The sequence below is a fragment of the Burkholderia metallica genome (assembly GCF_902832845.1).
Taxonomy (GTDB): domain Bacteria; phylum Pseudomonadota; class Gammaproteobacteria; order Burkholderiales; family Burkholderiaceae; genus Burkholderia; species Burkholderia metallica.
In genome coordinates this window covers 450,201-476,026 of record NZ_CADFDB010000005.1, presented here as the reverse complement: position 1 = coordinate 476,026, position 25,826 = coordinate 450,201, and the positions used below count along the sequence as shown (strand labels likewise).

The window sequence follows — 25,826 nt, the reverse complement described above, 5'->3', positions numbered from 1 at the left end:
GACGTTCTCCGCCGTGATGCCCATGTGGTACTGGTTGTACACGTCCCACAGCCCGTCGACGATCATCGTGTCGACCAGCTTCGCGTCGCCCATCCGAAACCCGTCGCGCGAGCCCGGCAGCACGTGCGGCGACGCGCTCATGTTCTCCTGCCCGCCCGCGATCACGATGTCCGCGTCGCCCGCGACGATCGCGTTCGCCGCCAGCATCACGGCCTTCAGGCCCGAGCCGCACACCTTGTTGATCGTCATGCCCGGCACCGCGTTCGGCAGGCCGGCCTTGATCAGCGACTGCCGCGCCGGGTTCTGCCCGGAGCCGGCCGTCAGCACCTGGCCCATGATCACTTCGCTGACCTGATCGGGCTTCACGCCCGCACGCTCGAGCACCGCGCGAATCACCGTCGCGCCCAGCTCGGGCGCCGCAATCTTCGCAAGCGAACCGCCGAATTTGCCGACCGCGGTCCGCGCGGCCGATACGATCACTACGTCCGTCATTTCCCTTTCCTCCAGGCCCGCACGACACGGCGCATCGTTACCGGCCCTGTTAAAAAAACTGCGGTGCACCGGACAGCGTGCGCCGCTGTCCGGTTTTCGTCAATCGCGCTGCAACACGTAACGCCCCGGCGCCGGCTCGATCACCGGGAACTGCGCGTTACCGGCCTCGGCAGGCGGCGCCACCTTGCGGCCGCCGTACTGGTCGAGCCACTCGACCCACGTCGTCCACCAGCTGCCCGGCTGCTCGGTTGCACCGGCGAACCAGTCGTCCGCCGATTCGGGCAGGTCGCTGTCGTTGACCCAGTAGCTGCGCTTCTTCTTCGCCGGCGGATTGATCACGCCCGCGATGTGGCCCGACGCGCCGAGCACGAACTTCAGCGGGCCCGACAGGATCGACGTCGACGCATAGGCCGTCTGCCACGGCACGATGTGATCCTCGCGCGAGCCGTAGATGAAGGTCGGCACGTCGATCAGCGTCAGGTCGACCGATTCGCCGCACACGGTCAGCGCGCCCGGCTCGCGCAGCTTGTTCTCGAGATAGGTATTGCGCAGGTACCACGCGTACATCGGGCCCGGCAGGCTCGTCGAATCGCTGTTCCAGTACAGCAGGTCGAACGGCGCCGGCGTGCGGCCCTTCAGGTAGTTGTCGACGACGTAGTTCCACACGAGGTCGTTCGGCCGCAGGAACGAGAACGTGTTCGCGAACTCGACGCCGCGCATCAGCCCCGGCTGCGCGCCGTTCTTGCCGCCGATGGTCTGCTCGCGCATCTGCACGTGCGCCTCGTCGACGAACACGTCGAGAATGCCGGTGTCGGTGAAGTCGAGCATCGCGGTGAGCAGCGTCATCGACGCGGCCGGATGTTCGCCGCGCGCGGCGAGCACCGCGAGCGCGGTCGCGAGCATCGTGCCGCCGACGCAGAAGCCGAGCGTATTGATCTGCTCGCGGCCGCTGATCTGCTGCACGGCGTCGATCGCCGCGAGCAGCCCTTCGTTCATGTAGTCGTCCCACGTCTTGTGCGCGACCGATGCGTCCGCGTTGCGCCACGACACGAGGAACACCTGATGGCCGCTCGACAGCGCGTGCGCGACGAGCGAATTCTCGGGCTGCAGGTCGAGGATGTAGAACTTGTTGATGCACGGCGGCACGATCAGCAGCGGCCGCTCGAACACCTTGTCCGTCTTCGGCGTGTACTGGATCAGCTGGATCAGGTCGTTCTCGTAGACGACCGCGCCTTCGGTACACCCCAGGTTCTTGCCGACCACGAACTGCGATTCGTCGGTCTGCGAAATCTTGCCGCGCTGCAGGTCGCCGAGCAGGTTCATCATCCCTTGCCGCAGGCTTTCGCCCTGCGTCTCGAGGATCGACTTCTGGGCATCGGGATTGAGTGCGAGGAAGTTGCTCGGCGCGGCCGCGGCCGTCCACTGCTGGACCGTGAAGCGAATGCGCTCGCGCGTTTTCGGATCGGTCTGCAGCGCGTCGGCCAGCTCCTGCAGGTAGCGCGCGTTGAGCAGATACCAGGCCGCCGCGAACGCATGCGCCGGCGACGCCTTCCACGCATCGCCGCTGAAGCGGCGGTCCTTCAGTTCGGGCGATTCGAGCTTCGCGGCGGCCGCCTGCTGCATCAGCGCCATGCAATCGCGCGCGTAGTCGGCCTGCAGCGCCTGCAGCCGCTCGGGCGGAATCGCGGCGGCCGGCAGCTTCAGCCCGGCGAACGGCGACGCCAGCGCGCCGAAATCGGGCATCGACGGCATCTGGAACGGAAACGAGGTCGGAAACTGGAACGTTGCGAACGGATTCATGCTGGCCGACGCGGTTGCGGCGCGTGCCGGATCCGCGAAACCGCGCCACGCGTTCAACCACGACTCGAACATCTGCTGCATCGGCTGGGCGGCCGGATCGAAACCAGTGCTGCCGGTGGAAGTGCCCGCCTGAGCGGACGTCGACGATTTTTTCGATGCTGTCATTACCTGCCTTACCGGTGATTCGTGAGCGTCTATCGTGAAATCCTGCTCGCGCGCGGCATGCCGGCTGCGAGCCGGGGCCGTCATGCTATGGAGAGGCGTCTCCAGATTCTGCCGCAGTGCGGTATTTTTATCATTATCGTTTTCCCCATGTGAAGCCCTGTCAAACCGCTGAACATTTCCATACGGAGATAATCCTCGCGCAACAGGCGGGACAAGGGTTCCGGAGAAACATAAAACATTTTGCCTGCCTCGACTCCGGAATTTTTCATTCAATCGCGCATGCAACGCGGCATGAGCGCCAAAATATCGAGATAACCCGATTTTGCGATGCAATAAACCACGCACGCATGCGCGTCGCGTCAATCGGCCAGCCAGATCGCCGCTGCCATGCGGCCCGTCACGCGGTCGCGCCGGTACGAATAGAAGCGGTCCTGCTCGGTGACCGTGCAGGCCGTCCCGCCGCTCACGTGCGCAACGCCCGCACGCCCGAGACGCAGGCGCGCAAGCGCATAGAGATCGGCAAGATACTTGCCGGGTGCGCCGTCGATCGCGACGAACGCGAGCCGGGTTTCATCATGCTCCGACTGCGGAGCCGTGTCGAGAAACGCGTCACGCACGTCGGCGCCGACCTCGAACGCCCGCGGGCCGATCGCCGGCCCGAGGTACGCATGCAGCGCGTCCGTCGCGCCGCCCGCGAGTGCCGCGACACGCGCCGCGGTCTGCTCGACGATGCCGGCCGCGAGCCCGCGCCAGCCCGCGTGCGCGGCGCCGACCGCGCGGCCCTGCGCATCGCACAGCAGCACGGGCAGGCAATCCGCGACCATCACGACGCAGACGGCGCCCGCCTGGTCCGTGACGCTCGCATCGGCCTGCACCGGCGCCGCGGCCGCGGGCGCCGACGCAATCACCTCGTCCGCGCGCACGATCTGCGCGCCGTGAACCTGCTCGAGCCACGCGGCGTTCGGCTGGCCTGCCAGCGCGAGCAGGCGCGCGCGATTCGCGGCGACGTGAGCCGGGTCGTCGCCGGTGTGCAGGCCGAGATTCATCCCGCCAGGCAGCGCGTCCTCACCCTGCCGGCGCCCGTACGGGCCCTCGCTCACGCCGCCGGCGCGCGTCGTGATCAGCGCGCCCACGCGCGGCGACACCTGCCAGTCGGGTCGTACGCAGTCCTGCCACGTCAACGGCGCCAGGTTCGTCATCGGCACTCACTCCTCTTCATCGTCCAGGTACGGCTCGTCGTCGTGATACTCGCCGCCGAAATCGTCATCGCCGTAGACATCGTCATCGTCGTCGAATTCCTCGTCGCCCTGCCCGAAGCCGAGCGCCGCGACGAGTGCGTTCATGTCGTCCGGCAACGGGCAGCGCCATTGCATCGCCTTGCCCGTGACCGGGTGCACGAGACCGAGCCGCCACGCATGCAGCGCCTGGCGCGCGAACCCGTCCGGCAGCGGCGCGACCGAACGCTTGCCGCGCGCGCGGCCGTACACGGGATCGCCGAGCAGCGGGTGCCCGGCATGCGCGCAGTGCACGCGGATCTGGTGCGTGCGACCGGTCTCGAGATCGCACTGGATCGCCGAAACCGGCTGACGTTGCCACAGGCATGTGTCAACCGTGCGGAAATGCGTCCGCGCGGGCTTGCCCGACGCGCCCGTGACGACGGCCATGCGCGTGCGTTCGCGCGGATCGCGGCCGATCGGCGCGTCGATCGTGCCTTCGTCGGGCATCGTGCCCCACACGAGCGCGAAATAGCGACGCTTCACCGTGCGCGCCTGCAGCTGGCGCACGAGATCGGTCTGCGCGGCCAGCGTGCGCGCCACCACCATCAGGCCCGACGTCTCCTTGTCGAGCCGGTGGACGATCCCCGCGCGCGGCAGGCCGGCCGCCGCGTCGCCGTAGCGGTGCAGCAAACCGTTGAGGATCGTGCCGCTCCAGTTGCCGGCGGCCGGATGCACGACGAGGCCGGCCGGCTTGTTGATGACGACGAGCGCGTCGTCCTCGTAGATCACGTCGAGCGGCACCGGCTCCGGCGTGAATGCGAGCTGCTCGGGCAACAGGTCGGGCACGAGCGCGATCTTCGCGCCGAGCGGCACCGGCTGGCGGATCTTCGCCGGCGCGCCGTCGACGAGCACGCGCTGCGCCTCGATCCAGCTCTGCAGGCGGCTGCGCGAGAATTCGGGGAACAGTTGGGCGAGCGCCTTGTCGAGGCGTTCGCCCGCGAGCGACAGCGGCACTTCGACGACACGCGGCGCGTCGTCGGCCGCCGTGGACGGCACGACGGGCGGCTGCATCGCGTCGCCGGCCAGATCGTCATCGAGGGAATCCCCCGACGCAGCGTCGGCGGGCCGATCGCTTGGGCTATAATCTTCGCGATTTGGTGTGCCCGGCTGGGCATTCTGCGAACTTGAACGGGTCATTTAGACTGGGTCACCGAGACTTGAAGCTAGGACATGCGAGCATGATGAATTCGACCAAACGCACGGCCAGAACCGTCGCCGCCCGGGCTGCGGCGGTAGCGGCCGCGGCCCTCATCGCCGGCTGCCACGGCTTGCCGCAGAAGCAGGACGAGACGGCTACCTGGTCGAACAACAAATTATACTCAGAGGCCCAGGACGCACTGTCCGGCGGCGACTGGGGCAAGTGCGCGAAATATTTCGAATCGCTGCAAGGCCGCGATCCGTTCGGCCATTTCGCGCAGCAAGCGCAGATCAACGTTGCGTACTGCAACTGGAAGGACAACGAAGCGGCCGCCGCCGACCAGGCCGTCGATCGCTTCATCCAGCTCCACCCGGATCATCCGGACATCCCGTACGCGTACTACCTGAAGGGGATGATCCACTTCAACGACGACCTCGGCCTGTTCGGGCGCTTCTCCGGCCAGGACATGAGCGAGCGCGATCCGCAGGCGCTGCGCGAATCGTACGACGCGTTCAAGGTCGTCGTCGACCGCTTCCCGAAGAGCAAGTACGCGCCCGATGCAGCGGCACGGATGCGCTACATCGTCAACGCGCTCGCATCGCACGAAGTTCACGCAGCCGACTACTACTACCGGCGTGGCGCCTACGTGGCGGCCATCAACCGTGCGCAGCTCGCGATCAAGGACTACAAGGGCGCGCCGGCGATCGAGGACGCGCTGCACATCATGATCCTGTCGTACGGCAAGCTGAACCAGCCGCAACTGGCGGAAGACACGAAGCGCGTGCTCGCCGGTACGTTCCCCGACAGCCCGTACGTCACGGGCCATTCGCGCCCCGGCGCGAAGAAGTCGTGGTGGCAGTTCTGATGCCAGCCCCGTGCGGCAGTCGCTGCACGAACAAAAAACCCGGCCATCGAGCCGGGTTTTTTATTGGCGCGGCAATCACGCCGCGCCGGGAGGGTCGCGCGGCGAGCGCCGCGCGTGCCGTCACGCGCGCTTGTCCGAGCGATGTTCGTCGAAGAAGTCCTGGACGACCGCGATCTCGCGGGTCCGCTTGAACGGCGGCAGACTCTGCCAGATCCGGCGCCCGTAGGGCTTGTCGACGAGCCGCGTGTCGCAGATCATCAGCACGCCGCGATCCGTCTCCGCGCGAATCAGCCGGCCCGCGCCCTGCTTCAGCGTGATCACGGCCTGCGGCAACTGGTGCACGGCGAACGGACTCAACCCCTTCTTCGTCAGCGCGTCGAGCCGCGCGGCCAGCACCGGATCGTCCGGCGGCGCGAACGGCAGCTTGTCGATCACGACGAGCGACAGCGCATCGCCGCGCACGTCGACGCCTTCCCAGAAACTCTGGCTGCCGACCAGGATCGCGTTGCCGTACGCGCGGAAACGGTCGAGCAGTTCGGTACGGCTCGCATCGCCCTGCACGAGCAGCGGCGTGTTCCAGCCGCGCGATTCGATCACGTCGCGCAGCTTCGACGCGATCCGGTCGACCGCGCGCAGCGTCGTGCACAGCATGAACACGCCGCCGCCGGACGCCTCGATCGCCGGCAGCGCGGCATCGAAGACCGCATCGGTAAACGCCGGCGAAGATGGTTGCGGCAGGTTGCGCGGCACATACAGCAGCCCTTGCGACGGATAGTCGAACGGGCTCGCGAGCGTCATCGAGCGACGCGAGCTGAGGCCCATCTGCGCCGCGTAATGCGTGAAATCGCCGCGCACCGACAGCGTGGCCGACGTGAACACCCATGCACGCGGCACGCCCGCGCGCTGCTTCGCGAAGATCGGCGCGACCGACAGCGGCGTTTCGTGCAGCTGGACGGTATGCGCGAACACTTCGACCCAGCGCACCTTCTCGTTCGGATCGCCGTCGGCCGCCGTTTTGTCTCCGGCCGCCGCCGCGTCGGCCTTCGCGGCCGCCTCCGTCGCGCCGGGCGCGACCCAGCCGGCCAGCAGGTCCTGCAGCTCACGCGCACGCCGCAGGCACGCACCGAGCGATTCCGCCCGCTCGGCCTGGCTCGCAAGCGCCGACGCCAGCGCATCGAGCGCGGCCTCGAGCGCGTCGAGCGCGCCGAACATCGGATGATCGTCGCCGAGCTGGGCAAGCGACATGCGGACGATCTGGTCGTTCGCGAACGCAAGGCGCAAGTCGCGCGCCGCGCGCTCGAGATCGCCGCCGAGCTTCACCCACTCGACCGCATCGCGTGCATGGCTCAGGCCCTCCGCGACCGTGTCGCGGGCAAGCTCGAGAATCTGCGTCGTCGACAGGGTCTCGCCGAAGAACAGCGTCGCGGTTTCCGGCAACTGGTGCGCTTCGTCGAAGATGACCGTGTTCGCGTTCGGCAGCAGCTCGGCCATCCCGGTATCGCGCAGCATGATGTCCGCGAAGAACAGGTGGTGGTTCACGACGACGACGTCGGCCTGCTGCGCCTCGCGCCGCGCCTGCATCACGAAGCATTCCTTGTAATGCGGGCATTCCTGGCCGAGACAGTTGTCGCGCGTCGACGTGACCATCGACCACACGGGCGCCGTTTCCGGCACGCTTGCGAGCTCGGCCTTGTCGCCGCTCTTCGTGATCTTCGCGAAGCGGACGATTTCCTGCAGGTAGGCCGTATCCTGCCGCGACGGCAGCCGGCCGTTGTCGGCCGTGCGTTGCAGGTAGTAGTGGCACAGGTAGTTTGCGCGCCCCTTCAGCATCGCGACCGACACCGGCACCGCGAGCGCGTTGCGCACGGTCGGAATGTCGCGCTGGAACAGCTGGTCCTGCAGGTGTTTCGTGCCGGTCGACACGATCACCTTGCCGCCCCACAGCATCGCGGGCACGAGGTACGCGTAGGTCTTGCCGGTACCCGTGCCGGCCTCGACGATCAGCGTGTTGTCGCCGGCATCGCTGTCGGGCTCGGCGGCGGCCGCATCCGCGCCCGGTTCGGCGGCCTTGTCGTCGCCGAGACGGCGCGCCGGCCGCTTGCGCGTTTCGAAGATCTCGGGTTCGGGCATCCGGCGCGCGGACGCTTCCATCGCGGACGCGACGGCGCGCGCCATCTCGATCTGCGACGCACGCGGCCGATAGCCGTCGAGCGCACGCGCGAGCAATCCGCCTTCGCCGAAGATCGTGTCGAGTTCGTCGACGCGCTTGCGGCTCAGCTCAAAGGTGCCTTCGGGCGCACGTGCGCGACCGGCGGACGACACGTCACGCCGGGCATCGGGGGTGGCTTCAAGCGGTGAATTCAAGGCAAGCGTTCCTGTGTCCAGCGCCCGGGCGGCGCCGGCGCTTGCCAGGCCGCGCTCAGGCGCGCTTATCCGGTTCCAGCTGCGATTGCAGCAAAATGATTTTGTCCTTGGCCGCCAGCTTTTCCTTCTTCAGCCGGTGCAGCGTGATGTCGTCGATGTCGGAGTGTCCTTCCTTCAGCTCGATCTCCCGAGCAAGCTGCTGGTGCTGCTCCTGCAATGCAGCCAAACGGTTGTGCAATTCCTGCTGCTGTTCCGTGTGACGGTTTTGCATGTTTGCCTCCTCATCGAAGCAGCGCGCAGGCTGGCGTGCCAGCGCGCCCGAGACTGATCCCGATCAATCCAACACGTTACTGCCCCTGCTGCTTCTGCTGCGCCTTCTCGGCCGCTTCCTTCTGACGCCGCTCGACATCGGCCTTGTGCTGCGCGGCTTCATTCTGCTTCTGCTCGTAGCGTGCGACGTTGTCCGCGCGCTCCTGCGCCTTTTGCGCGGCCTGCTGGTGCGCCTGGTCGAGCTTGCGCTGGAAATCGGCCTGCTTCTGGTCGTATGCCTGCTTGCTCGCCGCGCGCTGCGGCCCTTCCGCGCCGCGCTGCGCCTGCTTCAGTGCATTCTGCTCCTGCTTGTCGCGGAACGCAGCCGCGTTTGCCGCGTCGTTCGCCGCGCGCTGCGGCGCTTCCGCCGCATTCTGCGCCGCCTTCAGCGCCAGCTGCTGGTCACGCTGCTGCGCGTGCACCGCCCGCTGCTCGTCGTTCAGCGCGAGCTGCTCCTGACGGATACTCGCCCGCTCGTCGCGCATCCGGTCACGCGCCTTGCCGAGACAGTGATTGACGAAGAACTTGCTGTAGCAATCGTGCTCGGCCACCGCATAACGATAATCGTTTTCCGCGGAGCGTTGATTGAGCACTTTTTGACGGGCGTCGAAATCCGGTGCGGCCGTGGCCGTCGCGGGCGCGGCCGCGGCTGGCGCGGTGGCGTCCGAAGCCTGCGCGAAGGCGCCGGCAGGCCCTGCAGACAAAGCTGCGGCGAGCGCTGCGCCGAGCGCGACGAGAGAAATTCGGGAAGTTGGCAACGTCGTAGGAAAGCTGCGGGACATGTGTCAAATTCTATCACCCCCGGCTGGACGCTCCGCCATTTATGGCAAAATGCCCCGCTTCACTCACCCGCGGCATCTGGCCCGTCGGGCCCGCCACGCAGCCCGCCGCTTCGGGCCTGCCGGCCCGCGCCGCGATTTCAGCAGGCAGACAGACCATCCACGACATGACGGAAACCGTAGCACTCAAGATCGTACAGCGCATCGCCACCGAACTGTCCGTCCAGCCGCGTCAGGTCGCGGCGGCCGTGCAACTCCTCGACGAAGGCTCGACCGTTCCGTTCATTGCCCGGTACCGCAAGGAAGTGACCGGCAACCTGGACGACACGCAGTTGCGCCAGCTCGAGGAACGCCTCCTGTATCTGCGCGAACTCGAGGATCGCCGCGCGGCGATCCTGTCGAGCATCGACGAACAGGGCAAGCTGACCGACGAACTGCGCGCCGCGATCGATGCGGCCGACAGCAAGCAGGTGCTCGAAGACCTTTATCTGCCGTACAAGCCGAAGCGCCGCACGCGTGCGCAGATCGCCCGCGAAGCCGGCCTCGAGCCGCTCGCGCAGGCACTCCTCGCGAACCCGCTGCTCGACCCGCAGGCCGAGGCGGCCGCGTACGTCGACGCCGACAAGGGCGTGGCCGACGTGAAGGCCGCGCTCGACGGCGCGCGCGACATTCTGTCCGAACAGTTCGGCGAGACGGCCGAACTGCTCGGCAAGCTGCGCGATTACCTGCACAACCAGGGCGTCGTGTCGTCGGCCGTCGTCGAGGGCAAGGAAAACGAGGAAGGCGAGAAATTCCGCGACTATTACGACTACGCGGAAACGATCAAGACCGTGCCGTCGCACCGCGCGCTTGCGCTGTTCCGCGGCCGCAACGCGGGCGTGCTGACCGTGAAGCTCGGCCTCGGCGAAGAGCTCGACGCGCAGGTGCCGCATCCCGGCGAGGCGATGATCGCGCGCCATTTCGGCATCGCGAACCAGAACCGGCCGGCCGACAAATGGCTGTCCGACGTATGCCGCTGGTGCTGGCGCGTGAAGGTGCAGCCGCACATCGAGAACGAACTGCTCACGCAACTGCGCGAAACGGCCGAAACCGAAGCGATCCGCGTGTTCGCGCGCAACCTGAACGACCTGCTGCTGGCCGCGCCGGCCGGCCCGAAGGCCGTGATCGGTCTCGACCCCGGCCTGCGCACGGGCGTGAAGGTCGCAGTCGTCGACCGCACCGGCAAGGTGCTCGCGACCGACACGATCTACCCGCACGAGCCGCGCCGCGACTGGGACGGCTCGATCGCGAAACTCGCGCGCATCGCCGCGCAGACGCAGGCCGAGCTGATCAGCATCGGCAACGGCACCGCGTCGCGCGAAACCGACAAGCTCGCGAGCGAACTGATTGCGAAGCACCCGGAACTGCGCCTGCAGAAGATCGTCGTGTCGGAAGCCGGCGCATCGGTCTATTCGGCGTCCGAGCTGGCCGCGAAGGAATTCCCGGAGCTCGACGTGTCGCTGCGCGGCGCCGTGTCGATCGCACGCCGCCTGCAGGACCCGCTCGCCGAGCTCGTGAAGATCGAGCCGAAGGCCATCGGCGTCGGCCAGTACCAGCACGACGTGAACCAGCGCGAACTCGCCCGCTCGCTCGATGCGGTGGTCGAGGATTGCGTGAACGCGGTCGGCGTCGACGCGAACACAGCCTCCGCCCCGCTGCTCGCCCGCGTGTCGGGGCTGAACGCGACGCTCGCGCGCAACATCGTCGACTACCGCGATGCGAACGGCCCGTTCCCGTCGCGCGAGCATCTGCGCAAGGTGCCGCGCCTCGGAGACAAGACCTTCGAACAGGCGGCCGGCTTCCTGCGCATCAACGGCGGCGAGAATCCGCTCGACCGCTCGTCGGTGCACCCGGAAGCGTATCCGGTCGTCGAACGCATGCTCGCGAAGATCAACAAGCGCATCGACGACGTGCTCGGCAACCGCGAAGCGCTGTCGGGCCTGTCCCCGGCGGAATTCGTCGACGAACGTTTCGGCCTGCCGACCGTGCGCGACATCCTGGCCGAACTCGAGAAGCCGGGCCGCGATCCGCGCCCCGAATTCAAGACCGCGACGTTCCGCGAAGGCGTCGAGAAGGTGTCGGATCTCGTGCCGGGGATGACGCTCGAGGGCGTCGTGACGAACGTCGCCGCGTTCGGCGCGTTCGTGGACATCGGCGTTCATCAGGACGGCCTCGTCCACGTATCCGCGATGTCGACGAAGTTCATCAAGGACCCGCACGAAGTCGTGAAGGCCGGTCAGGTCGTCAAGGTCAAGGTGCTCGACGTCGACGTGAAGCGCCAGCGCATTGCGCTGACGATGCGCCTCGACGACGAAGCCGCAGCACCCGGCATGCCGGCGCGCGGCGGCCAGGATCGCGGCAACGCGGGGCGCGGCGCAGCGCGCCCGCAGCGTTCGCGCGAGCCGGAACCGGCCGGCGCGATGGCCGCGGCGTTCGCGAAGCTGAAGCGCTGAGCACGCGAAAAGCATCGACACACGAAAAAGCCCGCCTTTCCAGCGGGCTTTTTCTATTCAATCGCAGCGTGCATTTCAATATCCGCGACGAAAAACGAATAGACACTTTTTTCATCATCATTCCCTCACGGTTAATCGGCGAGTTGAACAATCCGCGTCGTGATGTGCATTTTCTTGACGCATCACGATCGCTACATAAAATAAATTCGCGAACGGCTTTATTTGATGCCTTCGCAATACGCAGCGATCTTTCCGCTCGGCAGCGGGGTTCTCGAATGCGGCGCTCGCGTATGCCGTGAATATCCGGTGTTCCGTCTTTCAGACTCGCATTTGCGGTCGATTCGCAACGCATTGCGTCCGGTATTCACCTGGCCGGCAAGCCGGGACGAATTCGCGAAAATGGATCGGGAAACCATGGAAGAAGACCTTCTGAAAGCCGAACTGGCCGCATTGCGCGTACCCGTTTTCGACGTGCCGTGGGCCGGCGCCTGTTCACCGCACGTCGAGCGAATCGAATCGCGCATGCTCGAATGGGCCGACGCGTACGGTCTGTTCCTCAGCGCCGCGTACCGGGAACGCGTCGCGCGCACCCGATACGGCTGGCTCGCCGCGCGCTGTTACCCGAACGCCGATCCTTCGCTGCTGCAGGCGCTCGCCGATTATTTCGTGTGGTTCTTTCTCGTCGACGACCTGTTCGTCGATCGCGTGGAGCCGGTCGGCCCCGACACGCTGCGCAATCTGACCGCGATAATCGACGTGCTCGACTACGCGTGCACCGGCCCCGAGCCCGTATACGGCGAGCGTGCGTGGCTCGATGTGTGCCAGCGCCTGCGCGTGCGCCTGTCGGCCGAGCATTTCGCGCGCTTCGCACAAGGCATGCGCCTGTGGGCCACCACGGCAGGGCTGCAGATTCTCGGCCATCTAACGGTCGAGCCGATAGCGGTGCCGCAATACGAAACGATCCGGCGCCACACCAGCGGGATGAATCCGTGCCTCGCGCTGGCGGACGCGGCCAATTCCGGTGCCGTCCCGCCCGATACGTTCCATCGGCCGGAAATCCAGGCGCTGTGCCGGCACGCGAACCATATCGTGTGCTGGAGCAACGACATCCAGAGCCTCCGCGTCGAAGTGCACCAGCCGGGGCAGTTCCGGAACATGGTGATGATCCACGCGTCGCGCGGTCATACGCTGCAGGAAAGCGTCGACTACACGGCCGAGCGCGTGCGCGAAGAGATCCGCGCGTTCATCCAGTGCGCCGATGTGCTCACGCAGCATGCCGATACGCGCGTGCGCGGCCTCGTCGACGGCTGCCGATACTGGATACGCGGCTATCTGGATTGGGTTGCGCGGGATACACAGCGCTATGCGGCTGCGTTCGCGGCCGGTGATGCGGACGATCGCGGCCTGATCGTCCGGTCGGCTGACGCCACGGACGCGGCGGAATCGGTGGCGCGCGGCTGAGCCGCCGCGCGCCGTACCCGGTCAGATCTCGATCTTCGTTCCGAGCTCGACCACGCGGTTCGCCGGGATCGAGAAGAAGTCGGTCGGCTTCGCGGCATTCTGGTGCATCCACGCGAACACGCGCTCGCGCCAGATCGACATGCCGGGCAGATGGGTCGGCACGACCGTTTCGCGCGCGAGGAAGAACGACGTGTCCATCAGTTCGAACGTCATGTCGTGCGTGCGGCCGAATTCCTCGAGCACGGCCTTCACGTCGGGCGTCTCGTTGAAGCCGTACTCGGCCTTGACGATGTACAGCCCGCCGCCCGCATCACGCGCGGTCTGGCGCTTGTCGTCGCGCACGTAAGGAAAGTCGCGCGTGACGAACGTGAGGAAAATGGTGCGCTCGTGCAGCACCTTGTTGTGCTTCAGGTTGTGCAGCAGGCTGACGGGCACGAGCTTGTCGTTGCCGGTCAGGTAGATCGCGGTACCCGACACGCGATGCGGCGGATGCGCGAGCAGCCCCTGCAGGAACGGTTCGAGCGGAATGCCGTCGGCCGCCGTGCGCTCCTTGACGATGTGACGCCCCTTGTACCAGGTCATCAGCAGGAAGAACAGCAGCGCGCCGATGCCGAGCGGCAGCCAGCCGCCCTGCGCGACTTTCAGCAGGTTCGCGCCGAAGAAGCCGAGGTCGATCGCGAGGAACACCGCGATGATCGCGCCGACCAGCAGCCGGTTCCAGTTCCACACCTTCACCATCACGACGCAAGCCAGCACGGTCGTGATCACCATCGTCGCCGTCACCGCGATGCCGTACGCGGCCGCGAGGTTGTCGGAGCTCTTGAAGCCGACGACGATGCAGAGAATCACGAACAGCAGCAGCCAGTTCACGACCGGCACGTAGATCTGGCCGATCGCGAGTTCCGACGTGTGCAGCACCTTCATGCGCGGCACGTAGCCCAGCTGGATGGCCTGCGACGTCAGCGAATACGCGCCCGAGATCACCGCCTGCGACGCGATCACGGTCGCGACCGTCGACAGCACGACGAGCGGCAGCAGCGCCCATTCCGGGGCCAGCAGGAAGAACGGGTTCTCGATCGCCTTCGGGTTCTGGATCAGCAGCGCACCCTGGCCGAAGTAGTTCAGCACGAGCGACGGCATCACGAGCCCGTAGGCGGCGATGCGGATCGGCTTCGCGCCGAAGTGGCCCATGTCCGCGTAGAGCGCTTCCGCGCCGGTCAGCACCAGCACGACCGAGCCGAGCACGACGTACGCCTGCAGCAGATGGTCGGCCATGAACGACGCCGCGTAATACGGGTTGACGGCCGCCATGATGCCCGGCACGCGCACGATGTGGTACACGCCGAGCGCCGCGATCACGACGAACCACATCACCATGATCGGCCCGAACAGCTTGCCGACCAGCGCGGTGCCGTGGCGCTGGATCCAGAACAGCGCGATCAGGATCACGATCGTGATCGGCAACACGAGATGAGACAGGTGCGGCGTCGCGATTTCGAGACCTTCGACCGCCGACATCACCGAGATCGCCGGCGTGATCACCGCGTCCCCGTAGAACATGCACGCGCCGAAGATCCCGAGCGCCATCAGCGCGCCCGCGACACGGGTTTTCGAGTCGAGCGGCCGCAGCGACAGCGCCATCAGCGCGAGCACGCCGCCTTCGCCGTTGTTGTCCGCCCGCATCACGAACAGCAGGTACTTGACGCCGACCACCAGGATGATTGCCCAGAACAGCAGCGAGATCACGCCGAGAATCGATCCTTCGGTGAGCGGAATGCCGTGCGCGGGGCTGAACGCCTCCTTGAGCGAATACAGCGGGCTGGTGCCGATGTCGCCGAACACGACGCCGATGGCTGCTATCGCTAGCGCCCGCATCGAGTGTTGTTGCGTCGAATGCGGCGCGTGTGCTGCGTCGTTCGCGTGGATCGTGTCGTTCATATGAAGCGTAATAATCGGGTCCGGGTCGGACAAAACGAGCGCTATTCTACTCGCGCCCCCGTGAATCACCGTCCTGCCCTGTTGCCGTGGAGCCACGTGATCCACGTCGCGCATGCAATCCGGCGCGAGCTGTGGCAGGGCTGCCAATCATAGCCGGGGCCGCGCAGTCTGCCTATCGGGTGCGCCGAGCGCACCGTCCGGCGTACCTGGTGCGCCGATCGGGCCGCGGACGGTCGCCGCTTCGCCCTGATCACGCGCGCTTCGCAGTTTCATGCCCTCCTCGCGCTGCCCGGCAACGCCTTCTTTCTATACGGCGCTCGACCGTCGGCTCGCGATTGACGCTTCGCGCTTCCTCCCTGCATTCGACCACCGTCATGCAGTGACGCTTCGCTCCATTTGCCGCGATCCATGGCGCGACTTGTACAGGCGGACGCCCATGATGCCGGGCGCCCATGAAAAACGGCGCCGCAAGCGGCGCCGTACAAGGCTTTCCTTCGATCGGCCGGCCGCTTACGCGCCCGAACCGTCGCGCTGCGCGCGACCGCGCTTGATCCACGCTTCGAGGTTGTGCGGACGAACCGTGTCCCACTCCTCGAACGGCTGGTGAATCCACGGATTCGTCGGCAGAAACTGCGTGTGATAGTCGGGCTTGACCTTCGAGCAGCCCTTGTACCAGAGCACGGCCGAGCGCACGGCCGTCACCGACGGATAGCGCTCCTTCAGGTGCTCCTGCACGCGCGCGAGCGTGACGCCCGAATCGACGAGATCGTCAACCAGCAGCACGTTGCCCGCGAGGTTGCCGCGCGTCATCGTGATGTACTGCGCGATGTCGAGCTCACCCTGCTCCGTGCCGGCCGCTTCCCGGTACGAGCTGGTCGCGAGGATCGCGAGCGGCACGTCGTAGATGCGCGACAGCTGATCGCCGACACGCAGGCCGCCGCGCGCGAGGCACAGGATCTGGTCGAACTTCCAGCCCGACGCATGCACCTGGAGCGCGAGCAGCTCGATCAGACGGTGATACTCGTCCCAGCCTACCCACAGGTTCTTGTCGTCGTTACGCGGATCGGTCATCAAGTCTGCCGCCGTCATCGTAATTTGCTGCGTCATCTGGGAATTACACCTTGAACGGATGGCGGAGCAGGATCGTTTCGTCGCGGTCCGGGCCCGTCGACACCATGTCGACCGGCACGCCAGCCACGTCCTGAACGCGGCTCAGGTACGCCCGCGCATTCGCCGGCAGCGCATCCCACGTCTTGATGCCGACCGTGCTTTCCTTCCAGCCGGGGAACGTTTCGTACACGGGCTCGCAACGCGCCACATCGGCCGCGCCGCGCGGCAGGATGTCCACATCCTTGCCGTCGATCTTGTAGCCAACGCACAGCTTGACTTCGTCGAGGCCGTCGAGCACGTCGAGCTTGGTCATGCACAGGCCCGACACGCCGTTGATCTGGATCGAGCGGCGCAGCGCGGCTGCGTCGAGCCAGCCGGTGCGGCGCGGACGGCCGGTGACCGAACCGAATTCCTTGCCGACGTTCGCGAGCGTGACGCCGACCTGATCCTGGCGCTGCGGATTGTCCGCATCGTACAGTTCGCTCGGGAACGGGCCCGAGCCGACGCGCGTGCAATATGCCTTCGTGATGCCGAGGATGTAGTTGAGCTTCTGCGGGCCGACGCCCGCGCCGGCCGACGCCGCACCTGCGACGCAGTTGCTCGACGTGACGAACGGATAGGTGCCGTGATCGATATCGAGCAGCGTGCCTTGCGCGCCTTCGAACAGCAGGTTCTGGCCCGCATTGTTCGCGTCGTACAGGCGGCGCGATACGTCCGTCACCATCGGCTTCAGGCGGTCGGCGTAACCGAGCATCGTGTCGAGCGTGGCCTGGAAATCGACGGCCGCGCCGCCCAGGTACTGGGTCAGCACGAAGTTGTGGAAATCGAGGTTTTCGCGCAGGCGGTCGGCGAAGGTCTTCGCGTCGAACAGGTCCTGCACGCGCAGCGCCCGACGGCCGACCTTGTCTTCGTACGCGGGGCCGATGCCGCGGCCGGTCGTGCCGATCTTGCCCGCGCCCTTGCGCGCTTCGCGCGCCTGGTCGATCGCGATGTGGTACGGCAGGATCAGTGTCGTGGCTTCGGAGATGAACAGACGGTCGCGCACGTTCACGCCGGCTTCTTCGAGCTCGCCGATTTCCTTGAACAGTGCTTCGGGGGACAGGACGACGCCGTTGCCGATGTAGCAGGCGACGCCTTCACGCATGATGCCCGACGGGATGAGGCGCAAGATGGTTTTCTTGCCGCCGATGATGAGGGTGTGGCCGGCGTTGTGACCGCCCTGGAAACGCACGACGCCCTTGGCGTGGTCCGTCAGCCAGTCGACGATCTTGCCCTTGCCTTCATCACCCCATTGCGTTCCCACGACGACGACATTGCGCCCGGGAGTCACGTTCACAGCGCTGGCAGACATGTTGATTCGTTAGCTGGTTAAAAACGTATTCTACCTATGTTCGCGGGCGATTCCGAATTTTTCCGTTTCGCTTCAACGATATGCACGCCGAAGCACGTCCCGCGAACACCTGTTTATCGGGGTTCGACCACCCATGCACCGTCGCGCTCGACAAGCGACCGGTCGCACGCGAATTCGTCGAGCACATGATCGTGGCCCGGCAGTGCCTGGATCACGACTTCGCCCGCATCGCGCAGCGCCGCAACGGCCGCGCCCAGCGCGTCGTCCTGCGCCCACGGCGCGAGAATCGCGGTGCCGCGCGCCTCGACCGGCGAAATCCGCGCGAGCTCGCGCAGGTCGAGCGAGAAGCCCGTGGCCGGACGGGCGCGGCCATACGCCTGACCGACGTGGTCGTAGCGGCCGCCGCGTGCGATCGCGTTCGGCACGCCGTCGATGTAGGCGCTGAACATCGCACCGCTGTGGTACGCGTAACCGCGCAGGTCGCCGAGATCGATCGCCACTTCGGCGCCCTTCGCCTGTGCGGCGAGCTGCGCGAGATCGTCGAGCGCCCGCGTGATTTCGGGCAGCACCGGCAACCGCGCACGCGCCTCGGCGAGCACGCTCGCGTCGCCATAGAGGTGCGGCAGCGCGCGCAGCGCGGCGCGCGTATCGGCGCCGAGATCGTCGGTGAGTTCGTTCAGCAGCGGCACGTCCTTGCCCGACAGCGCGTCGTACAGCGACTCGCCGCGCTCGGCGGCCTGTGCGTCGCGCGCGAGCAGCGCCGCGAGCACGCCCGCGTGGCCGAGGTCGAGGCGGATGCGCGACAGGCCCGCGAGATGCAGCGCGTCGAGCATCAGTTGCTGGATTTCGAGGTCGGCTTCCAGCCCGGCATGCCCGTAGATTTCGGCGCCGATCTGGATCTGTTCGCGCGTCGCATGCAGGCCGCGCGGGCGCGTATGCATCACGTGGCCTGCATAGCAGAGGCGCGTCACGCCCTGACGGTTCAACAGGTGCGCGTCGATCCGCGCGACCTGCGGCGTGATGTCCGCGCGCAGGCCGAGCGTACGGCCCGACAGCTGGTCGACCAGCTTGAAGGTGCGCAGGCGCAGGTCGGCGCCGCCGCTCGTCAGCAGCGACTCGAGGTATTCGAGCAGCGGCGGCATCACCATTTCGTAGCCGTACGAACGGAAACGGTCGAGCAGCCTGCGGCGCAGCTCCTCGATCTTGCGCGCTTCCGACGGCAGCACGTCGGCGATATTCTCGGGAAGTAACCAGGTCGACATCGGTACGGTCCTACGACGGGAAACGGCGCGCGACACGCGCGCCGCGATATGAATCGGAAATTCTGAATTCGGGCGGGGCGAACGGCGGATAAGCCGTCTGGATCAGCCCCCTGGTCAGGTGGCGAGCAGCAGCAATATGAGCCCGAGCACCATCACGATCAGCCCGCCGATCCGGATATGATGCGGCGGCCGCTCCGCTATTCTACGAAACGTGTCGCGCCAGGCGACGGGAAACACGAAGGGGAACGCCCCCTCGATGATCAGCATCAGCGCTACTGCGAGCAACAACGAGCCAGCCAGGTCCATGCGAGCGACGGCGCCGCTCGACGCGGCGCCCCAAGGTCAGTGTTTGCGGGGAGCAGGCGCCGTCGGTGCGGCGCCGCCCGTCGGGCTGCGCATGAAGCGGAAGAACTCGCTGTCGGGATCGACGACGATGATGTCGTTGCGCTTGAACGTGTTCCGGTAAGCCTGCAGGCTCGCGTAGAACTGGTAGAACTGCGGATCGCGGCCGAATGCATCGGCGGCAATCGTCGCGGCCTTTGCGTCGCCCTCGCCCTTGATCGTCTGCGCGGACTTGTACGCGTTCGCAAGCACGGCCTGCTGTTCGCGTTCGGCGTCGGCCTTGATCTGCTCGACGTCGGCCGCGCCTTGCGCACGCACCTGCGCCGCCTGATCGTGCAGCGAGCCGATCATCCGCTGATAGACGGCATCGGTCTGCGCGGCCGGCAGATCGACGCGCGTCAGCTGGACGTCGACCACGTCGACGCCGAAACCGGACGCCTTCGCCTTCACTTCGTCGCGGGCCGCATCGGCGATCGCACGCTGGCCACCGAGTGCGTCGTCGAGCGCGCGCTTGCCGAACGCGTCGCCGAGTGCGCTCTTCAGCACACCGGCCAGACGGTCGCCGGCGGCGGCCGGGTCGCCGCCCGTCGCCGTGAAATACTTCATCGGATCGGTGATCCGGTACTTCAGCGCGTAGGCGACGAGCAGGTCGTGCTTGTCCGCCGTGACCAGTTGCAGCGGGTCCGACGACTCGAGCGATTGCAGGCGCGTGTCGATCAGCGTGGCCGTCTGCAGCGGCGGCGGCAATTTGAAATGGATGCCGGGGCCCGCGAGCTCGGGCTGCGCGCCATCGCGCCCCGACAGCACGGCCGCATGGCGCGGATCGACGGTAAGGACGGTCGACGATGCCGCGAAGGCAACGATCACGATTGCGACGACGAGCGCAATGATTCGGTTCATGTTCTGCGCTCCCGTTACTTCAGATCGTCTTCGCGCGACCGGCTGCGAAACCCCTCGCGCGATCGCAGCACGTCGCTGCCCGACGCCGCCGCGGCCGATGCCGCACTGGCGGGTGCGGCCGCAGCCGGCGCGACGGCCGCCGGTGCCGACGCTGCATCGGGCGCGGATGCGCCGGCGGACGTCGCGGCATTCTGTCGCCCCTGCTCGACGAGCTTGTCGAGCGGCAGATACACGACGCTGTTGCCACCCTTGTTGCCGACGAACACCTTCGTCGCGTTCGAATAGATTTCCTGCATCGTCTCGAGATACATGCGCTCGCGGATCACCGCGGGTGCCTTCGAATACTGCGCATAGACCTGCTTGAAGCGGTCGGCATCGCCTTCGGCTTGCGTGACCACACGATCGGCATACGCCTTCGCTTCGTCGACGAGCTTCGCGGCGTCGCCCTGCGCCTTCGGCAGCAGGTCGCTTGCATACGCCTGCGCGGCACGCTTCGCGGCTTCGCGCTCGTCGCGCGCCTTCGCGACTTCGGCGTAGGCGGCCTGCGTCTGCTCGGGCGCCGCGACGCTCTGCATCGTGACGGCCGTCACTTCGAGGCCCGTTTGATAGCGGTCGAGATCGCGCTGGATCGCGGCGGAAAGCTGCTCGCGCAGCGCGTCGCGGTCCTGGTTCAGCAGGTCGGCCGCGCTGCGCGTGCCGACGATCGCGCGCACCGCGGCCTGGGCGGCCTGCGACACGCTGCGCTCGGGATCGACGCCGCGGAACAGGTAATCGGTTGCGGAACGGATCCGGTACTGGACGATGAAGCGCACGTCGACGATATCGGCATCGCGCGTGAGCATCGCCGCTTCCTTCACGTTCGCGAGACGCACGACATTGTTGCGGCCGATCTCGATCGAGCGCACCTGCGACGTATCGACGATCTCGTGCGACGCGAACGGATACGGCGCGCGCCAGTGCACGCCCTGGCCGACCGTGCCCGACAGTTTGCCGAGCTGCAGCACGACGCCCGTCTGCCCGTCCTGCACGACGAACAGCCCGCTGCCCGCGTAGATCGCGACCAGCACGCCGATCACGATGCCGACGCCGACCTTCGCGGCCCGCCCGTTGTCGGGACGGAAGCCGTTACCGCCCTTGCCGCCGAAGAGGCCGTTCAGGCGCCGGTTGAAGTTGCGCCACATCTCGTCGAGATCGGGCGGACCATCGCCGTCGCCGCCTTGCGGACGCTTCGATTCGTTCGCACGGGGACGGGATCCGTCTTTGCCATTGCCTTCGCCGCGTCCCCAGCGGGGATCGTTGATCGACAGCAAGGCGCGCATCCGCCGCCAGGTACTCCGCTCGTTGTATTCGTTCACCAGAGTTTGTTCACCAGATTGGACGCCGGCGAACCGGCCGGGACCGGTTAGCGCCCGTGTTCGGAAATCGTGTGGTCTTCGTGTGGTTCAGCGGGTGCGCCGTCGAGCACGTCGTTGGGTAACGTCGCGCCGGAAAGGTGTTCCGCGGAGGCGATTTCGGCGATGGCGGCACGCAACGCGTCAAGACCCTGACCGGTGCGCGCGCTCAAAAAGACGCGCGAAATATTACCATACTCGTCCCGCTCGACCGCGTCGCCGCGGGCCGCCAGCTCGGGCACCGCGTCGATCTTGTTGAACACCAGCACCTGCCGGATCGTGTCCGCGCCGATCTCGTGCAGCACGCCGTTGACCTGCTCGATCTGCTCGAGCCGGACCGCGCTCGATGCATCGACCACGTGCAGCAGCAGATCCGCGTGGATCGTTTCCTCGAGGGTCGCCCTGAATGCCGCGACCAGTTGGTGAGGCAGTTCACGGATGAAGCCGACCGTATCGGACACGACGATCTGGCCGACCTCGTCGCCGAGGTATACGCGCCGCGACGTCGTGTCGAGGGTGGCGAACAACTGGTCGGCCGCGTACGCCTGCGCTTTCGTCAGCGCATTGAACAGCGTCGACTTGCCCGCGTTCGTATAGCCGACGAGCGACACCGACATCGTGCCGCTGCGCGCGCGCTGCCGACGTTGCGTGCTGTGCTGCCGGCGCAGCCGGTCGAGCCGCGACTTCAGCATCTTGATGCGCTCGCCGATCAGCCGGCGGTCGGTTTCGAGCTGGGTTTCACCCGGGCCGCGCAGGCCGATACCGCCCTTCTGCCGTTCAAGGTGGGTCCATGCGCGAATGAGCCGCGTCGACAGGTACTGAAGCTGCGCGAGTTCGACCTGCAGCTTGCCTTCGTGGCTGCGGGCGCGCTGGGCGAAGATGTCGAGGATGAGGCTGGTGCGATCGACCACACGCCTGTTAAGCGCCTGCTCCAGATTACGTTGCTGGGCCGGCGCCAGTGCGTGGTTGAGGATGACGATTTCGACGTTGTGCGCGTCGCAGGCAAGCCGCAATTCTTCGGCTTTGCCGCTGCCGATGAACATCTTGGCATCGGGGCTTGAGCGACGACCCGTGAGGGTGACTGCGGGACGGGCCCCCGCGCTGGAGGCGAGAAGACTGAGTTCTTCGAGACTGGCTTCGAAATCGGTCTTGCCGAAATCGATGCCGACGAGCGCTGCGTTGATCAAATTTTCGGGTGTCAAGATAAGGCGGCTGGCATCGGTCGCTCGCGGCGACCGGACGCCGGCCGCTGCGATAGGTTAGGACGAGGCTTCCGCGTCCGGGTGGAAATTCACCGGGCGCGCCGGCACGACCGTCGAGATGGCGTGCTTGTACACCATCTGGGTCACCGTATTACGGAGCAACACGACGTACTGGTCGAACGATTCAATGTTCCCTTGAAGCTTGATGCCGTTGACGAGGTAAATCGAAACGGGAACGTGCTCTTTGCGCAGTGCGTTCAAAAACGGGTCTTGTAACAATTGCCCTTTGTTGCTCATGGCGTACTCCATCTTTTTTTGCAGGTTGATCTGGATTGGCGGGAAAGAAAAAGAGATCCGGCGCCAATCGCTACACTATAGCTGATTTTGCCTGGCCCGCCCGGGGCATAGGCCTTGCGGCCAACCCCTTGCATGACGTGTGTAACAGGCTGATTCAGCTCTTGTCCGCGTACGGATTGTTCGACGAACGGAACTCTATGCGCAATGGAGTCCCGGTCAGCGAGAAAGTTTCGCGGAACCGGTTTTCGAGGTAGCGCTTGTAGGTTTCCGTGACCGCGTCGAGCGCGTTGCCGTGGATCACGATGATCGGCGGATTCTGGCCGCCCTGGTGCGCGTAGCGCAGCTTCGGACGCACCGGGCCGCGACGGCGCGGCTGCTGGAATTCGACCGCTTCGATCAGCGCGCGCGTGAGCTTCGGCGTCGGCAGCTTCGCCATCGCCGCCGCGTACGCGTCGTCGACCGAGCGCATCAGCGTACCGATGCCCGTCTTCTTCGCGGCCGAGATGAAGTGCGATTTCGCGAAGTCGAGGAATTTCAGCTTGCGGGTCAAATCCGCTTTCGCACGGTCGCGCGCATGCTCGTCGAGACCGTCCCACTTGTTGACGCCGATCACGAGCGCGCGGCCCTGCTCGACGACGAAGCCGGCGATGTGCGCGTCCTGGTCGGAAATGTCCTGCTGCGCATCCAGCAGAAGAATGACGACGTTCGCGTCGGAGATCGACTGCAGCGTCTTCACGACCGAGAACTTCTCGATCGCCTCGAACACCTTGCCGCGACGGCGCAGGCCGGCCGTGTCGATCAGCGTGTATTTCTTGCCGTTACGCTCGAAGTCGACGTAGATCGAATCGCGCGTCGTGCCCGGCATGTCGAACGCGATCACGCGATCTTCGCCGATCAGCGCATTCACGAGCGTCGACTTGCCGACGTTCGGACGGCCGACGATCGCGATCTTGATGCCGCGCGACGGATCGTTCTCGTCCTCTTCCTCCGGCCGGTCCGCATAGGCGACCGCGAGCGCTTCGTTGATCATGTCGGTCACGCCGTCGCCGTGCGCGGCCGAAATCGCGCGCGGATCGCCGAGCCCGAGCTCGTAGAACTCAGAGGCGACCGACGTGTACTTCATCCCCTCGGCCTTGTTGACCACGAGGAAGATCGGCCGGCCGGTCTTGCGCAGGTAGTCGGCAATCGACTTGTCCTGCGGCGCGAGCCCGTTGCGGCCGTCGACGATGAACACGACGATGTCGGCTTCCTCGACGGCCTGCCGCGTCTGGCGCGCCATCTCGTGCAGGATGCCGTCCTTCGCGACGGGCTCGAAGCCGCCCGTATCGACGACCAGGTACGGCCGTTCGCCGACGCGCCCTTCGCCGTAATGGCGATCGCGCGTCAGGCCCGGCAAGTCGGCGACCAGCGCGTCACGCGAGCGCGTGAGCCGGTTGAACAGCGTGGATTTCCCCACATTGGGGCGCCCAACGAGGGCAATGACCGGTTTCATCTGTGTTTTCTACGGTGAAGCGCAGCAGCGGGAGGCCCGCTGCTGCGGGCGGCTGCGCTGAATGAAAATATCACGAATTCGCGCCGCGCCGGATGCGCGCGCCTGGCGCGCGCAGCGCGCCATCGTCTTTCGTCTCGAACTGCCTTTCAAATACCGAGCGGCCGGATGCACCGGCCGCCTTCAAGTCGCGCGAGCGCGGCGCGCGGGACAAGCCCGTCGCGCCGGGCCCGCGCCTGTTTCCTGCGTGTCAGCGCGGACGGAATCCGTACAGGCCGCCGTCCTTCGTCTGCACGACGAGCGTGTTGCCCGCGAGGACCGGCGCCGCCGTAATCGCGCTGCCGTCGGTCTTCATCCGTGCGATGAAGCTGCCGTCTTCGCGCGACAGGAAGTGTACGAAGCCCTTGTAGTCGCCCATCACGACCGCATGACCGAGCAGATACGGCACGCCGACGTCACGGCTTTTCAGCTTGTCGTTGCGCCACAGCTGGTTGCCGGTGGCCGCGTCGTACGCCGTCACGATCGACCAGTCGTCGCCGCCGGCGACCACCGAATCGTCCTGGGCCAGACCGCTGCGGCTCGAGAACGGCTTTTCCCACAGGGGGCGGCCCGAGTTCGCATCGAAGCAGCCGAGTTGGCCCTGGAACGTGACCGCGCAGGCTTCCGCGCCCACGAGCGTCGGCGGGCCGCTGACGTCGTTGATGCGCTCGACCTCGGTCACACCCTTCGGGAACGACACCGGAGTCTGCCAGAACGGCTCGCCCGTCTGCAGGTTGATCGCGACCAGCCCGCCGCCCGGGAAGCCCGCCAGCACGGCCGCATCACCGGCGAACGTCATGCCGGCCGACACGCGCAGGTTCAGCGGCACCGCACGATTGCGGTAGTTCCACTTCTGCTCGCCCGTCTGCGCGTTGAACGCGATCACCTGGCCGTCGATCGTGCGCACGACCACGAGGCCGTTGCCGACGAGCGGCGGCGAGAATATCTCGCCCTGCACGCTGGTCTTCCACAGTTGCTTGCCGTCCGGGCCCAGCACGAACACGCCGCCCTTCAGTGCGCCGACCGCGGTCAGGTTGCCGTCGCTGCCGACACCGGCCGACAGATCGGAGCCGACTTTCGCACGCCAGACCGTCTGGCCCGTCTTCGCGTCGATCTTCTCGACCGACCCGTTTTCGCCCGCCGCATAGACGGCGTCGCCCACGGCGACCGGCGAGAACAGATAGCGTCCGCCCTTGCCGACGCTCGCCTTCCAGACCTGTTGCACGTCCATCACGGGCTTGAACTCGGTGAGCGGCGTCGGCACGCGGCGCGCGTCCTTCGACGACGAGCAGGCCGCCAGTGCGAGAACAGCCGCCGCGCAGGCAACGGGCACAGCGTAACGTTTCAGCAAATTCATCGGTTA

At 66.4% G+C, this 25,826-nt stretch carries 21 protein-coding genes; 3 read left to right on the top strand and 18 right to left on the bottom strand.

Translation table 11 applies throughout. The features are described 5' to 3' along the window. The 4 genes from HWX08_RS17575 to HWX08_RS17560 form a co-directional block, all read right to left on the bottom strand. On the bottom strand, positions 1 to 492 hold a 492-nt coding region (locus HWX08_RS17575), incomplete at its 3' end, for a thiolase family protein (protein ID WP_279610512.1). A 99-nt stretch (positions 493 to 591) separates the two neighbouring features. Next, complete coding sequence (gene phaC / locus HWX08_RS17570; RefSeq protein ID WP_069256804.1) at positions 592 to 2,457, bottom strand: class I poly(R)-hydroxyalkanoic acid synthase; 1,866 nt, start codon at positions 2,455 to 2,457, stop codon at positions 592 to 594. Positions 2,458 to 2,816: 359 nt separating this feature from the next. Continuing rightward, positions 2,817 to 3,656, bottom strand: coding sequence for a peptidoglycan editing factor PgeF (gene pgeF / locus HWX08_RS17565; protein ID WP_174922765.1), 840 nt, complete (start codon positions 3,654 to 3,656; stop codon positions 2,817 to 2,819). Between the two features lie 6 nt (positions 3,657 to 3,662). Next, positions 3,663 to 4,871, bottom strand: coding sequence for an RluA family pseudouridine synthase (locus tag HWX08_RS17560; protein ID WP_069256805.1), 1,209 nt, complete (start codon positions 4,869 to 4,871; stop codon positions 3,663 to 3,665). Positions 4,872 to 4,912: 41 nt separating this feature from the next. Between HWX08_RS17560 and HWX08_RS17555 the strand changes: the two genes are divergently transcribed. Beyond that, positions 4,913 to 5,737 carry an outer membrane protein assembly factor BamD gene (locus HWX08_RS17555; RefSeq protein ID WP_021163132.1) on the top strand — a complete coding sequence of 275 codons (825 nt, stop codon included), beginning with the start codon at positions 4,913 to 4,915 and terminating at the stop codon, positions 5,735 to 5,737. Between the two features lie 120 nt (positions 5,738 to 5,857). Here the strand turns inward: HWX08_RS17555 and yoaA are convergent, their stop codons facing one another. The 3 genes from yoaA to HWX08_RS17540 form a co-directional block, all read right to left on the bottom strand. Beyond that, positions 5,858 to 8,101 (bottom strand): DNA repair helicase YoaA, encoded by a 2,244-nt coding sequence (yoaA, locus tag HWX08_RS17550; RefSeq protein ID WP_069256806.1) that lies wholly within the window; start codon positions 8,099 to 8,101, stop codon positions 5,858 to 5,860. A 55-nt stretch (positions 8,102 to 8,156) separates the two neighbouring features. Then, a complete protein-coding gene (locus HWX08_RS17545) occupies positions 8,157 to 8,372 on the bottom strand; it encodes an HP1242/YdcH family protein (protein WP_006478692.1) in 216 nt (71 codons plus the stop codon). A 76-nt stretch (positions 8,373 to 8,448) separates the two neighbouring features. Continuing rightward, positions 8,449 to 9,192, bottom strand: a complete 744-nt coding sequence (locus HWX08_RS17540) for a hypothetical protein (protein WP_174922766.1) — start codon at positions 9,190 to 9,192, stop codon at positions 8,449 to 8,451. A gap of 164 nt (positions 9,193 to 9,356) precedes the next feature. Here HWX08_RS17540 and HWX08_RS17535 point away from each other — a divergent pair, with 164 nt between their 5' ends. Both HWX08_RS17535 and HWX08_RS17530 read left to right on the top strand, forming a co-directional pair. Continuing rightward, a complete protein-coding gene (locus HWX08_RS17535) occupies positions 9,357 to 11,681 on the top strand; it encodes a Tex family protein (RefSeq protein WP_069256808.1) in 2,325 nt (774 codons plus the stop codon). 414 nt (positions 11,682 to 12,095) lie between these two features. Continuing rightward, a complete protein-coding gene (locus HWX08_RS17530) occupies positions 12,096 to 13,142 on the top strand; it encodes a terpene synthase family protein (RefSeq protein ID WP_174922767.1) in 1,047 nt (348 codons plus the stop codon). A 21-nt stretch (positions 13,143 to 13,163) separates the two neighbouring features. Here HWX08_RS17530 and HWX08_RS17525 read toward each other — a convergent pair whose 3' ends face one another. The 11 genes from HWX08_RS17525 to bamB all read right to left on the bottom strand — a co-directional run bounded on the left by HWX08_RS17525 (position 13,164) and on the right by bamB (position 25,820). Then, positions 13,164 to 15,080, bottom strand: a complete 1,917-nt coding sequence (locus HWX08_RS17525; RefSeq protein WP_174922768.1) for a potassium transporter Kup — start codon at positions 15,078 to 15,080, stop codon at positions 13,164 to 13,166. 510 nt (positions 15,081 to 15,590) lie between these two features. Further along, the gene (locus HWX08_RS17520) at positions 15,591 to 16,187 is read right to left on the bottom strand and encodes a phosphoribosyltransferase (RefSeq protein ID WP_006485899.1); all 597 of its coding nucleotides are present in this window, start codon (positions 16,185 to 16,187) and stop codon (positions 15,591 to 15,593) included. 7 nt (positions 16,188 to 16,194) lie between these two features. After that, complete coding sequence (locus HWX08_RS17515; RefSeq protein WP_107313698.1) at positions 16,195 to 17,541, bottom strand: adenylosuccinate synthase; 1,347 nt, start codon at positions 17,539 to 17,541, stop codon at positions 16,195 to 16,197. A 113-nt stretch (positions 17,542 to 17,654) separates the two neighbouring features. Continuing rightward, positions 17,655 to 18,803 carry an ATP phosphoribosyltransferase regulatory subunit gene (locus HWX08_RS17510; RefSeq protein WP_069256812.1) on the bottom strand — a complete coding sequence of 383 codons (1,149 nt, stop codon included), beginning with the start codon at positions 18,801 to 18,803 and terminating at the stop codon, positions 17,655 to 17,657. Positions 18,804 to 18,917: 114 nt separating this feature from the next. Continuing rightward, a complete protein-coding gene (locus HWX08_RS17505) occupies positions 18,918 to 19,109 on the bottom strand; it encodes a DUF2065 domain-containing protein (protein WP_011352254.1) in 192 nt (63 codons plus the stop codon). 36 nt (positions 19,110 to 19,145) lie between these two features. After that, positions 19,146 to 20,045: a protease modulator HflC gene (gene hflC, locus HWX08_RS17500; RefSeq protein ID WP_174922769.1), complete on the bottom strand. Its 900-nt coding sequence runs from the start codon at positions 20,043 to 20,045 to the stop codon at positions 19,146 to 19,148. Between the two features lie 14 nt (positions 20,046 to 20,059). Then, positions 20,060 to 21,400 (bottom strand): FtsH protease activity modulator HflK, encoded by a 1,341-nt coding sequence (gene hflK, locus HWX08_RS17495; protein WP_174922770.1) that lies wholly within the window; start codon positions 21,398 to 21,400, stop codon positions 20,060 to 20,062. A 47-nt stretch (positions 21,401 to 21,447) separates the two neighbouring features. Further along, positions 21,448 to 22,623, bottom strand: coding sequence for a GTPase HflX (hflX, locus tag HWX08_RS17490; RefSeq protein WP_174922771.1), 1,176 nt, complete (start codon positions 22,621 to 22,623; stop codon positions 21,448 to 21,450). Between the two features lie 72 nt (positions 22,624 to 22,695). Next, complete coding sequence (gene hfq, locus HWX08_RS17485; protein ID WP_006399927.1) at positions 22,696 to 22,935, bottom strand: RNA chaperone Hfq; 240 nt, start codon at positions 22,933 to 22,935, stop codon at positions 22,696 to 22,698. A gap of 154 nt (positions 22,936 to 23,089) precedes the next feature. Further along, complete coding sequence (gene der / locus HWX08_RS17480; RefSeq protein ID WP_069256816.1) at positions 23,090 to 24,427, bottom strand: ribosome biogenesis GTPase Der; 1,338 nt, start codon at positions 24,425 to 24,427, stop codon at positions 23,090 to 23,092. Between the two features lie 247 nt (positions 24,428 to 24,674). After that, positions 24,675 to 25,820 (bottom strand): outer membrane protein assembly factor BamB, encoded by a 1,146-nt coding sequence (gene bamB, locus HWX08_RS17475; protein WP_069256817.1) that lies wholly within the window; start codon positions 25,818 to 25,820, stop codon positions 24,675 to 24,677. Positions 25,821 to 25,826: the final 6 nt, after the last annotated feature.